Source organism: Streptacidiphilus alkalitolerans (assembly GCF_042511045.1).
Classification (GTDB): domain Bacteria; phylum Actinomycetota; class Actinomycetes; order Streptomycetales; family Streptomycetaceae; genus Streptacidiphilus; species Streptacidiphilus alkalitolerans.
Genome location: NZ_JBHEZX010000010.1, coordinates 212,773 through 225,076, shown reverse-complemented (window position 1 = coordinate 225,076; position 12,304 = coordinate 212,773). Strand labels below are relative to the sequence as shown.

8 protein-coding genes are annotated in these 12,304 nt (G+C 71.5%); 7 read left to right on the top strand and 1 reads right to left on the bottom strand.

The window, feature by feature from the left end:
* Positions 1–9 precede the first annotated feature (9 nt).
* Together glgB and aroA are read left to right on the top strand one after the other, a co-directional pair.
* The gene (gene glgB / locus ACEZDG_RS23345; protein ID WP_380512849.1) at positions 10–2,436 is read left to right on the top strand and encodes a 1,4-alpha-glucan branching protein GlgB; all 2,427 of its coding nucleotides are present in this window, start codon (positions 10–12) and stop codon (positions 2,434–2,436) included.
* 87 nt (positions 2,437–2,523) lie between these two features.
* Positions 2,524–3,762, top strand: coding sequence for a 3-phosphoshikimate 1-carboxyvinyltransferase (gene aroA, locus ACEZDG_RS23340; protein WP_380512697.1), 1,239 nt, complete (start codon positions 2,524–2,526; stop codon positions 3,760–3,762).
* Here aroA and ACEZDG_RS23335 read toward each other — a convergent pair.
* On the bottom strand, positions 3,759–4,439 hold the full coding sequence (locus ACEZDG_RS23335; RefSeq protein WP_380512695.1) for a pyridoxamine 5'-phosphate oxidase family protein: 681 nt from the start codon (positions 4,437–4,439) through the stop codon (positions 3,759–3,761). The genes aroA and ACEZDG_RS23335 overlap by 4 nt on opposite strands.
* Before the next feature lie 336 nt (positions 4,440–4,775).
* On the opposite strand from ACEZDG_RS23335, the gene ACEZDG_RS23330 reads away from it, so the two are divergent.
* From ACEZDG_RS23330 to pyk, 5 genes are all read left to right on the top strand, one after another.
* The gene (locus tag ACEZDG_RS23330) at positions 4,776–6,272 is read left to right on the top strand and encodes an APC family permease (protein WP_380512693.1); all 1,497 of its coding nucleotides are present in this window, start codon (positions 4,776–4,778) and stop codon (positions 6,270–6,272) included.
* A gap of 117 nt (positions 6,273–6,389) precedes the next feature.
* A complete protein-coding gene (locus tag ACEZDG_RS23325) occupies positions 6,390–7,364 on the top strand; it encodes a hypothetical protein (protein ID WP_380512691.1) in 975 nt (324 codons plus the stop codon).
* A gap of 152 nt (positions 7,365–7,516) precedes the next feature.
* On the top strand, positions 7,517–9,652 hold the full coding sequence (pta, locus tag ACEZDG_RS23320) for a phosphate acetyltransferase (protein WP_380512689.1): 2,136 nt from the start codon (positions 7,517–7,519) through the stop codon (positions 9,650–9,652).
* Complete coding sequence (locus ACEZDG_RS23315) at positions 9,649–10,803, top strand: acetate kinase (protein WP_380512687.1); 1,155 nt, start codon at positions 9,649–9,651, stop codon at positions 10,801–10,803. The genes pta and ACEZDG_RS23315 overlap by 4 nt, the downstream gene beginning before the upstream one ends.
* 54 nt (positions 10,804–10,857) lie before the next feature.
* Positions 10,858–12,297, top strand: coding sequence for a pyruvate kinase (gene pyk, locus ACEZDG_RS23310; RefSeq protein ID WP_380512685.1), 1,440 nt, complete (start codon positions 10,858–10,860; stop codon positions 12,295–12,297).
* The last annotated feature ends 7 nt before the right edge of the window (positions 12,298–12,304 follow it).

Below are 12,304 nucleotides of genomic sequence, written 5' to 3'. Positions count from 1 at the left end.
CACCAGTCCATCACTCATCGCAGGGAGGCACCGGCCGTGACCAAGCTCGACCCGACCCGTCCAACCGCCGCCGCGGCAGGCGGCACCGGAGGCACCAAGGTGCCGGACACCTTCCGGGCGATCCGGCCGGCCGTCACCCCACCCCCACTCCGCCCCGAGCCCGAACCGGCCGCCACCGCCCCGGTCGCCCCCACGGCCCCGGCCGCCCCGGCCGAGCTCGCGGCGGACGCCACGCTCGCCCCGAGCGAGGTCACCCGCCTGGTCGGCGGATGGCACCACAACCCGCACGGCGTGCTCGGCGCCCACCCGGTGCCGCAGGGCACCGCGGTCCGGGTGCTGCGCCCCTTCGCCGAGCGGGTGGTCCTGGAGACGACCGGGCCGGACGGCGACCCGAGCGATCCGGGCGACCAGTACGAGCTGACGCACCAGCAGGACGGCCTGTTCACCGCCCTGCTGCCGCACACCGACCTCCCGGCCTACCGGCTCAGGGTCAGCTACGACGGCGCGGAGCTGGTCCAGGAGGACGGCTACCGGATGCTGCCCACGCTCGGCGACACCGACCTGCACCTGATCGGCGAGGGCCGGCACGAGGAGCTGTGGAAGGTCCTCGGCTCGCACGTCCGGACGATCGGCCGGGTGAGCGGCACCGCCTTCGCGGTCTGGGCCCCCAACGCCTCCGGCGTCCGGGTGATCGGCGACTTCAACGGCTGGAGCGGCGCCGCGCACCCGATGCGCTCGCTGGGCGGCAGCGGCGTCTGGGAGCTGTTCGTCCCCGGCATCGGCGAGGGCACCCGCTACAAGTACGAGATCGCCACCCGCGACGGCCGGATGCTGCAGAAGGCCGACCCGCTGGCGCAGGCCACCGAGGCCCCGCCGGCCACCGCCTCGGTGGTGCACACCTCGTCCCACACCTGGCAGGACCAGGACTGGCTGGCCGACCGCGCCGCGACCGCCACCCAGCACGACGCGCCGATGTCGGTCTACGAGGTGCACCTGGCCTCCTGGCGGCCCGGCCTGACGTACCGTGAGCTGGCCGTGTCGCTGCCCGCGTACGTCAGCGAGCTCGGCTTCACCCATGTCGAGCTGATGCCGGTGATGGAGCACCCCTTCGGCGGCTCCTGGGGCTACCAGGTCTCCGGCTTCTACGCCCCGACCGCCCGGCTGGGCGGCCCGGACGACTTCAAGTTCATGATCGACGCCCTGCACCGGGCCGGGATCGGGGTGATCGTCGACTGGGTGCCGGCGCACTTCCCCAAGGACGACTTCGCCCTGCGCCAGTTCGACGGCCAGCCGCTCTACGAGCCGGCCGACCCGCTGCGGGCCGAGCACCCCGACTGGGGCACCCTGGAGTTCGACTACGGCCGCAAGGAGGTCCGCAACTTCCTGGTCGCCAACGCCGTGTTCTGGTGCCAGGAGTACCACGTGGACGGCCTGCGGGTGGACGCGGTCGCCTCCATGCTCTACCTGGACTACTCCCGCGAGGGCGACGCCTGGACCCCCAACGCCGGCGGCGGCCGGGAGAACTGGGACGCGGTCGGCTTCCTGCAGGAGATGAACGCCACCGTCTACCGGCGCTGCCCCGGTGTGGTCACCATCGCCGAGGAGTCGACCGCCTGGCCGGGCGTCACCAGGCCCACCGAGCACAGCGGCCTGGGCTTCGGGCTGAAGTGGAACATGGGCTGGATGCACGACTCGCTCGACTACATGAGCCACGACCCGATCCACCGCCGCTACCACCACAACGAGATGACCTTCTCGATGGTGTACGCGTACTCGGAGAACTACCTGCTGCCGATCTCCCACGACGAGGTGGTCCACGGCAAGGGCTCGCTGGTCTCCAAGATGCCCGGCGACTGGTGGCAGCAGCGCGCCAACATGCGGGCCTACCTGGCCTACATGTGGGCCCACCCGGGCAAGAAGCTGCTGTTCATGGGCCAGGAGTTCGCCCAGGGCGCGGAGTGGAACCACGACACCGGGCCGCAGTGGTGGGTGCTCGGCGACGACTGGCCGGCCGCCCCCGACCACCGCGGGGTCCAGGACCTGGTCCGCGACCTCAACCGGATCTACACCGACTCCCCCGCGCTGTGGCGGCTGGACACCGACCCGGCCGGCTTCGCCTGGATCGACGGCGGCGCGGCCGAGGACAATGTGTTCTCCTTCGTCCGCTTCGACGAGGAGCGGCGACCGTTGGTCAGCGTGACCAACCTGTCCCCGGTGGTCCGCGCCGACTACCGGGTCGGACTGCCGACGGTGCGGCCGGACGTGCACGACTCGGTCTGGCTGGAGGTCCTCAACACCGACGCCTCCGCCTACGGCGGCGGCGGGGTGGGCAACCCGGACCCGGTCAAGGCCGACCCGACCCCCTGGAACGGCCGCGACAGCAGCGCCGAGCTGATCCTGCCGCCGCTCGGCACCATCTGGCTCTCACCAGCCTGAGCGGTCGCCTCGCGCAGCGGTTGGGCGGCCCGTCCGGAACCCGGACGAGCCGCCCCCGCGCGTTTCCGACCTCATACCCTGGGCCCCATGACGATCGTCGAGATCCCCGGCTCGAAGTCCATCACCGCGCGGGCCCTGTTCCTGGCCGCCGCGGCGGAGGGCAGCACCGTGCTGCGCCGTCCGCTGCTGTCCGACGACAGCGAGGGCTTCGCCGAGGGCCTGCGCGCCCTCGGCTACCGGATCGACCAGCAGCCCGGCGTCTGGACCGTCGAGGGCCGCCCGGCCGGGCCCGCCGTCGCCGAGGCGGACGTCTTCTGCCGGGACGGCGCGACCACCGCCCGCTTCCTGCCCGCCCTGGTCTCGGCCGGCCGCGGCACCTTCCGCTTCGACGCCTCGGCGCAGATGCGGCGCCGCCCGCTCGGGCCGCTCACCGGGGCGCTGCGCGAACTCGGCGTCGACCTGACGCACGAGCAGGCCGAGGGCCACCACCCGCTCACCGTCCGCGCCGACGGCATCAAGGGCGGCGCGCTGACCCTGGACGCGGGCCTGTCCTCGCAGTTCCTCACCGCGCTGCTGCTGACCGGTCCGCTCACCGCCGACGGCCTCGACATCACCGTCTCCGACCTGGTGTCGGTGCCCTACGTGGAGATGACCCTGGCCATGATGCGGCGCTTCGGCAACGACGCCCGCAGGGTCGGCGACACCTTCCACGTCCCGGCCCAGCCCTACCGGGCCACCGACTACCTGATCGAACCGGACGCCTCCACCGCCAGCTACTTCCTGGCCGCCGCCGCGCTGACCGGACGCACCGTCACCATCCCCGGGCTGGGCTCGGACTCGCTCCAGGGCGACATCCGCTTCGCCGAGGTGCTGCGGCAGATGGGCGCGGAGGTCTCGCTGTCCGCCGACTCGGTCACCGTCACCGGCCCGGAGCGGCTGCGCGGGATCACCGTGAACATGCGCGACATCTCCGACACCGTCCCCACCCTGGCCGCGATCGCCCCCTTCGGGGACGGACCGGTCCGGATCGAGGACGTCTACAACACCCGGGTGAAGGAGTGCGACCGCCTCGCCGCCTGCGAGCAGAACCTGCGCGCGATGGGCGTCCGGGTCAGCACCGGCCGCGACTGGATCGAGATCCACCCCGGTCAACCCCACGCCGCCGCCATCGCCTGCCACGGCGACCACCGCATCGCCATGTCCTTCAGCGTCACCGCCCTGCGCACCCCCGGCGGCGTCACCCTGGACGACCCCGCCTGCGTCCGAAAGACCTTCCCCGGCTTCCACGAGGCTCTGTCCGCGCTCCGCGCGGAGTGGCAGCTCTAGAAGGTCCGTCCGACGATGTGTGCCGGCACCGGGATGCCGGCGGGCAGGACCGGGTCGGGGACCGGGGTGCCCCAGTTCTGTCGCAGGGGGAGCTGGCCGGCCCAGATGCCGAGGGCGGCGTCCGGGCCTTCGCCGTCCTCCGGCGGGTCCTCGCTGATCTTGACCGAGGCCTCGGTGAGGTCCAGGGCCAGCAGCGAGGTCGCGGCCAGCTCCTTGCGGTTGGGGCGGCGGGCGTAGTCCCACTGGCCGGGGGCAGTCTGCTCGGTCAGCACCCGCAGGCCCTCCAGCTTCTCCTCCGGGTCGGTGACCAGCCGGGGGACGCCGTAGACCATGGCGCAGCGGTAGTTGACGCTGTGTTCGAACACCGAGCGGGCCAGCACCAGCCCGTCCACATGGGTGACGGTGACGCAGACGGTCGCGTCCGGGGCGGCGACCAGGCTGCGGCTGGCGACCGAGCCGTGGAAGTAGAGGGTGTCGGCGGTGGCGCCGTAGACGGTGGGGACCACCATCGGCGCCCCGTCCAGCACCACGCCGAGGTGGCACACGAAGCCGGCCGCGAGCACGGCGTGGAGCTCGGCCCGATCGGTGCGGCCCTCCTCGCTGATCCGCCGCAGCCGGGTCCGGTCGGTACCGGAGAGAGGCGCTTGGCCGACTCCGGCGCTTGATGTTTCAGCCATATAACGCCTCCATCTCAACGGATTCAGTTGCCTAAAAGCGATCTTGCCACGAAATTCGCAGTTCCGGAAGGCCAGTGAACGAAATCCGGTGAACCATTGCCAGCGGAGGAGGTGGACGGGCACCATGTGGCACGCGCTGATCCCCGTGGTGCCGAGGTGGCAATCCTTCCTCCGGCCACCGGCACGCCTCCGTTCACGCTCCCCCTTCGTTCGCACCCCTTCGTTCACGCTCCCCTTTTCGCACGCACCCCCCGCCGCGAGGTACTCCCTGCCGCGTTCCCCCCGCGTCGCGCCTTCCGGCGGTGGCCTCTGGAGAGGCACCACACTGTGAGCACCTTGAGCAAGGACACTCCGTCCACCGAGAGCCGGGGCGGCCTCCGGGCCAATGTCCTCACCGGCTTCGACACCGTTGTGATGGCCATCGCGGGCAGCGCCCCTGCGTACTCGCTGGCCGCGACCACCGTCGCCCTCTCGGCCACGGCCGGGCTGATCGGCCCCGCGGCGCTGCTGTGGTGCGCCATCCCGATGCTCGGCATCGCCTGGGCCTTCAACTACCTGGGCCGGATCGACGTCAACGCCGGCGCCAGCTACTCCTGGGTCGGCCGGGCGCTGCACCCCTCGCTGGGCTTCATGGCCGGCTGGTCGGTGGTCGCCTCGGCCACCATCTTCATGGTGATCGGCTCACTGCCCGCGGGGCAGTACACGCTGACGCTGTTCTCCGCGTCCGCCGCGGACAACACCTCGCTGTGCATCCTGGTCGGCGCCCTCTGGTTCCTGGCGATGGCCGCCCTGGTCACGCTGGGCGCCAGGATCACCGCGCACGCCCAGTGGATCATGACCGGGATCGAGCTGGTCATCCTGCTGGTCTTCGGCATCGCCGCGCTGGTGCACGGCGGCAACGGCGCGGTCTTCTCCTGGTCCTGGCTCTGGGGCTGGGGCCACTTCGGCGGTCCCAGCGGCTTCGCCGCCGCCGCCCTGATCGCCGCCTTCTACTTCTGGGGCTGGGACGTCACCGCCAACCTCAGCGAGGAGACCAGCAACAGCCGGAAGAACTCCGGCTACGGCGGCCTGATCGGCGTGATCGCGGTCTTCGGCCTGTTCGAGATGGTCACCATCGCCATCAACATCGTGGAGACCCAGAAGCAGATCGCCGGCAACGGCGACCCGGTCCTGGTGGTCCTCGGCAACAGCGTCTGGTCCGGCGTCGGCGGCAAGATCATGGTCGTCGCCGTGATGCTGTCCACCATCGCCACCCTGGAGACCACGCTGATCCAGGTCACCCGCTCGCTGTTCGCGATGGGCCGCGACAAGACCCTCCCGGCCGCCTTCGGCAGGTCCCACAGCCGCTGGCAGACCCCGTGGGTCGCCATCGCCGCGGTCGTCGTGGTGTCGCTGGCGATGTTCATCGCCGCCAACAACGTGACCAAGTTCAACCACATCCTGCTCCACGGCTTCAACGCCATCGGGCTGCAGATCGCGTTCTACTACGCGCTGGCCGGCCTGGCCGTGGTGGTCGCCTACCGGAAGCTGCTCACCAAGTCGCTCTCCAACCTGTTCTTCATCGGCATCTGGCCGCTGGCCGGCGCGGTCTTCATGGGCTACACCTTCGTGGAGAACGTCAAGAACCTGGCTCCGCACGACCTGGAGATCGGGCTCGGCGCACTGGCCGTCGGCCTGATCCCGATGGCCTGGTACTGGATCAAGGGCAGCGACTACTACCGCAGCGGGGCGACCCGCCTGGACGCCGCATCGGCCGACCAGGTCAACGCCCTGTACGGGGAGAGCGCGCTGGTGACCTCCGCCGCGGGCGACGGCCTGGCCACCGACATCTGACGTCCACTCACCGACGGTCCCGGGGCGCGGCTCACCGCCGAGCCGCGCCCCGGCCGCCCTCAGCTCCACCGAGCCTTACCGAGCTCTACCGAACCAGACGAGATGCGGTCCTCTCCCATGGCCAGAGCACGACGCCGTACCCACACCGCCGCCCGCTTCGACCCGGCCCTCGGCGACCGGGCCCTGGCCACCGCCCGCCAGGACCTGGTGGTGGGCCGCTGGCAGGGCGCCCGGGACCTGCTGCGGGACACCGGGCGGGACTGGGACCGGCGCACCCACCGGATCCGGCTGCTCGCCGACACCGCCTCCCGGATCCGCACGGTGGAGGCCTGGCAGGGCGCCGAACCGGACAACCCGGACGCGCTGGCGCTCCGCGCCGAGACCGAGGTGATGCGGATCTTCGCGATCGTCTCCGAGTCCCACCGGAGCAACGGCGCACCGCCACCCGCCGTGGACTGCCTGGACCGGCCGCAGCTCGACCGGGTGGCCCGGATCTGCCTGCAGGCCGCCGACATGAATCCCTCCGACCCGGTTCCCTGGGTCTCCCTGATGACCCTGGCCCGGCTCTACGGCCAGGGTCATCCGCATGTCTGGCACTGGTGGCGCGAGTTGCAGGCCCGCGACCCCTACAGCCGCGAGGGCCACCACCAGGTGCTGCGGCACCTCTCCGCCCGCTGGCACGGCTCGCACGGCGAGATGTACAACTTCGCCAGGGACAGTGCCGCCTTCGCGCCGCTGGGCTCGCCGCTGGCCGCGCTCACCCAGGCCGCCCGGGCCGAGCACTACCGGCAGCGGGTCGAGACCGAGGGTCCCGGCGCGGTCGGCCTGACCTACCACTGGACCCACGAGGTGGCGGTCCAGGCCCTGCACACCACCCTGCGGCAGTGGATCGGCCACCGGGCCGGCATCGAGTACGCGCAGGACGTCGCCGACCTCAACCTGCTGGTGCACGGCCTGGTCTTCGCCGGGATGCTGGACAAGGCCGGGCAGGTGTTCAGCCAGTTGGGCGACCGGCCCACCCGGGTCCCGTGGTCCTACTCCGGCGACCCCGAGCAGCTGTTCGACCACTGGCGCGGCCAGCTGCTCGGCTGAGCAGGCTGCGGATCCGCCGCGGCCCTGGCCACCCCGGCGCGCGAGCCGCGGGCACCAGTGCGAAGGTAGGCTCGTTGAGCGGGCCTGACGGGACCTGGTTTTCCGCTGTCCGCTCCCGCGCTCGGTGAAGTGGCAAAGAACGGAGTGCCCCGGTGGCGCGCAGTGTGTATGTGACCGGTATCGGCCGGGGGGACGGCCGGCAGGCGGTCGAGCTGGGCATGATGGAACTGCTGAGCCGTCAGGTCGACCGGGTCGGCGTGTTCCGCCCGCTGATGCACACCCGTACCGACCACGTGGTGGAGCTGCTGCGCGGTCGCTACCGGATCGACCTCGCCGCCGAGGACCTGTACGGGCTCAGCTACGACGAGGCCGCCGCGCTGCAGGCCGAGCGCGGCCAGGACGAGCTGGTCGGCATGCTGGTGGACCGGTTCCACGCGCTGGAGCGGCAGTGCCAGGCGGTGCTGGTGCTCGGCACCGACTTCGCCGGCACCAACATCCCGGACGAGCTGGCGGTGAACGCCCGGCTCGCCAATGAGTTCGGCGCCCTGGTGCTACCGGTGGTCGGCGGCCACCGGGACAGCGCCGACACCGTGGTCGCCGAGGTGCGCAACGCCCACCGGGCCTACTCCGACCTGGGCTGCAGCATGCTCGCCATGATCGCCAACCGGGTGGCCGGACGGGACAAGCAGGAGGTCTCCCGCCGACTGGCCGGCCGGCTGGACGTCCCGGTCTATGTGCTGCCGGACGAGCCGGCCCTGTCCGCGCCGACGGTGGCCCAGGTCGTCGAGACCACCGGCGCCGAGGTGCTGCTCGGTGACGCCTCCGGGCTGGCCAGGGACGTCCGCAGGTTCGTCTTCGGCGGCGCCATGCTGCCCAACTTCCTCGGCGCGCTCTCCGACGGCGCGATGGTGATCACCCCGGGCGACCGGGCCGACCTGCTGATCGGCTCGCTCGCCGCCCACGCCGCGGGCTCCCCGCCGATCTCGGGGGTGCTGCTGACCATGGGTCAGACCCCCGGCGCGGACGTGATGAAGCTGGCCGCCCGGCTCGCCCCTGGCACCCCGGTGATGCTGGTCCAGGAGGGCAGCTTCCCCACCGCCACCGGGCTCTCCGCCCTGGAGGGCAAGCTCACCGCCGCCAGCCCGCGCAAGGCCGAGACCGCGCTCGGCCTGTTCGAACTGCATGTCGACACCGTCGAGCTGACCGACCGGATCGAGCTGAGCCGCTCCGAGCGGGTCACCCCGATGATGTTCGAGCACGAGCTGCTGGAACGGGCCCGGGGCTCGCAGCTGCGCGAGGTGGTGCTGCCCGAGGGCACCGAGGAGCGGGTGCTGCGGGCCGCCGAGGTGCTGCTGCGCCGCAACGTCTGCCACCTCACCCTGCTCGGCGCCGAGGACGCGGTCCGCAAGCGGGTCGCCGACCTGGGCCTCGACCTCGGCCTGGACCGGGCCGAGACCTCCAAGAGCGCCAGGGCGCGGATCATCGACCCGGCGACCTCCCCGCTGCGGGAGCGCTTCGCCGAGCTCTACGCCGAGATCCGCAAGCACAAGGGCATGACCGTGGAGGCCGCCCAGGACGTGGTCACCGACGTCAGCTACTTCGGCACGCTGATGGTCCAGGAGGGCCTGGCCGACGGCATGGTCAGCGGGGCGGTGCACTCCACCGCCGCGACCATCCGCCCGGCCTTCGAGATCATCAAGACCTCGCCCGGGGCCGCGATCGTCTCCTCGGTGTTCTTCATGTGCCTGGCCGACCGGGTGCTGGTCTACGGCGACTGCGCGGTCAACCCCGACCCGGACGCCGAACAGCTCGCCGACATCGCGATCCAGTCCGCGGAGACCGCCGCCAGATTCGGGGTGGAGCCCAGGATCGCCCTGCTCTCCTACTCCACCGGGACCTCGGGCAGCGGCGCGGACGTGGACAAGGTGCGCAGGGCCACCGAGATCGTCCGCGAGCTGCGCCCCGACCTGCTGGTCGAGGGGCCGATCCAGTACGACGCCGCGGTCGAGCCCAAGGTGGCCGCGACCAAGCTGCCGGGGTCCAAGGTGGCCGGGCAGGCGACCGTGCTGATCTTTCCCGACCTGAACACCGGCAACAACACCTACAAGGCGGTCCAGCGCTCGGCCGGGGCGGTCGCGGTCGGACCGGTGATGCAGGGTCTTCGCAAGCCGGTGAACGACCTTTCCCGCGGGGCCCTGGTGCAGGACATCGTCACCACCGTCGCCATCACGGCGATCCAGGCGCAGCAGGCCGCCGCGCCCGCGGCAGCAGAGGAGCAGCGCCGATGACCGGTGCCACCCGTGTACTTGTGCTCAACTCCGGTTCCTCCTCCGTGAAGTACCAACTGATCGACATGGCGGACGGCGCCCGCCTCGGCTCCGGCCTGGTGGAACGCATCGGCGGCGGCGAGGTGCCGGACCACACCGCGGCGCTGGACCTGGTCGCCGAGCAGCTCGCCGCGAACGGCACCGGTCTCGACTCCCCCGCGCTCGCGGCCGTCGGCCACCGCGTGGTGCACGGCGGCACCCGCTTCACCGCGCCCACCCTGATCACGGACGAGGTGCTGCAGGCGGTCAGGGAGCTGGTCCCGCTCGCGCCGCTGCACAACCCCGCCAACATCACCGGCATCGAGACCACCCGCAAACTGCGGCCCGACCTGCCCCAGGTGGCGGTGTTCGACACCGCCTTCCACGCCACGCTGCCGGAGAGCGCGGCCCGCTACGCCATCGACACAGCCACCGCGGACCGCTACTCGGTCCGCCGCTACGGCTTCCACGGGACATCCCACCAGTACGTGTCCAGGCGTGCGGCACAACTCCTGGGAAAGTCACCCGAATCAGTGAATGTGATCGTGCTGCACCTCGGCAACGGCGCCAGCGCCGCCGCGGTGGCCGGCGGGGTCTGCGTGGACACCTCGATGGGCCTCACCCCGCTGGAGGGCCTGGTCATGGGCACCCGCTCGGGCGATCTGGACCCGGCCGTGCTGCTGCACCTGCACCGGGTCGGCGGCCTGTCCGTGGACGAGATCGACGACCTGCTGAACCGCCGCAGCGGCCTGGCCGGCCTGTGCGGCGACAACGACATGCGCGAGGTCACCCGCCGGCTGGACCAGGGCGACCCGCAGGCGAAGCTGGCCTTCGACATCTATGTGCACCGGCTGCGCAAGTACGTCGGCGGGTACTACGCGGTGCTCGGACGGGTCGACGCGGTCGTCTTCACCGCGGGTGTGGGCGAGAACGCCGTCCCGGTCCGCGCGGCGGCGATGGCGGGGCTCGAAGCGCTGGGCATCGAACTGGACCCGGCCCGGAACTCGGCGCGCTCCCGGGAGCCCCGGCTGGTGTCCCGCGAGGGCTCCCGGGTCGCGGTGGCGGTGGTGCCCACGGACGAGGAGCTGGAGATCGCCCGGCAGACGTTCTCCCTCGTCAGCGACCTCGGATAGACATGCGATTTGTTCGAAAATGCCCATGAAAGGTGACCCGATAGAATGAGCCATATGCGCCGAGCCAAGATCGTCTGCACCCTGGGTCCCGCGACGGACAACTTCGAACAGTTGAAAGCTCTGATCGAAGCTGGAATGAACGTCGCCCGTCTGAACATGAGTCACGGCGTCCCCGCCGACCACGAGGAGCGCTATCGCAATGTGCGCGCCGCCTCGGAGGCGACCGGACGCGCCGTCGGCGTACTCGCCGACCTGCAAGGCCCGAAGATCCGTCTGGCGACCTTCGCCAACGGCCCGGTCACCGTCGAGAACGGCGACACCTTCACCATCACCACCGAGGACGTCCCCGGTGACCAGCACATCTGCGGTACCACCTACAAGGGCCTGCCCGGCGACGTCAAGCCCGGCGACCCGGTCCTGATCAACGACGGCGTGATCGCCCTGGAGGTCGTCAGCGTCGACGGCCCCCGCGTGGTCACCCGCGTCGTCGAGGGCGGCGTCCTCTCCAACAACAAGGGCATCAACCTGCCCGGAGCCGCCGTCAACGTCCCCGCCCTGTCCGAGAAGGACAAGGAGGACCTGCGGTTCTCGCTGCGCCTCGGCGTCGACATGGTCGCCCTCTCCTTCGTCCGCAACGCCGCCGACATCGACGACGTGCACAAGATCATGGACGAGGTCGGCATCCGGGTGCCGGTCATCGCCAAGGTCGAGAAGCCGCAGGCGGTCGAGGCCATGGAGGAGATCGTCCTGGCCTTCGACGCGGTGATGGTGGCCCGCGGCGACCTCGCCGTGGAGTACCCGCTGGAGCGGGTGCCGCTGGTGCAGAAGCGCCTGATCACGCTGTGCCGCCGGAACGCCAAGCCGGTCATCGTCGCCACCCAGATGATGGAGTCGATGATCACCGCCTCGCGCCCCACCCGCGCCGAGGCCTCCGACTGCGCCAACGCCATCCTGGACGGCGCGGACGCGGTGATGCTGTCCGCCGAGTCCAGCGTCGGCAAGTACCCGGTCGAGACCGTGCAGACCATGTCGCGGATCATCGAGGCGGCGGAGGAGGAGATGCTGTCGCAGGGCCTGCAGCCGCTCAACCCCGGCCGCAAGCCGCGCACCCAGGGCGGCGCGGTCGCCCGTGCCGCCTGCGAGCTGGGCGACTTCCTCGGCGCCAAGGCGCTGGTGGCGTTCACCAAGTCCGGTGACACCGCTCGCCGGCTGTCCCGATACCGCTCGCCGATCCCGGTGCTGGCGTTCACCCCTGACGCCTCCACCCGCAACCAGCTGGCCCTCAGCTGGGGCGTGGAGACCTTCGTGACCCCGCAGGTCGACACCACCGACCAGATGGTCGACCAGGTCGACGACGCGGTGGCCCACCTCAGCCGCTACGTCGACGGCGACACCCTGATCGTCACCGCCGGATCGCCCCCCGGGTTGTCGGGCACCACCAACATGCTCCGGGTCCACCACCTGGGCGAGCGCGCCGACGGAAGCCGGCGCTGACCGCATC